1 pseudogene is annotated in these 243 nt (G+C 65.8%); it reads left to right on the top strand.

The annotated features are described in order from the left end of the window. Positions 1-59 precede the first annotated feature (59 nt). Positions 60-243 (top strand): annotated as a pseudogene (locus KVS67_RS12730) (ferredoxin reductase); the annotation flags it as partial.

Here is a 243-nt window from a genome sequence, read left to right as displayed (position 1 = left end):
CATTGCACGACCTCGGCGTTAGCGACGATCCGGGCGCCTACCTGCCACGCAGCCCTTACATGGCAATGGTCTACGGTCAGATGATCTCCGGAGTCGGGTACACAGCCGGCGCAGACGCCCACCTGGAAGCGGGTGAGGAGTTCATCGTCCGCCACGAGATCGACGGCATCGTCGTCGGCGTCACTGGCATCGTCGCAGTCGGCACCGTCTACCAGTGGGGGCAGCAGCTCCACGGCGTGCGGG

The sequence above is a fragment of the Micrococcus sp. GbtcB5 genome (assembly GCF_019091605.1).
GTDB classification, from domain to species: Bacteria; Actinomycetota; Actinomycetes; order Actinomycetales; family Micrococcaceae; genus Micrococcus; species Micrococcus luteus.
Note: the sequence above shows the minus strand (reverse complement) of the source record. Positions and strands in the feature narration are given on the sequence as shown.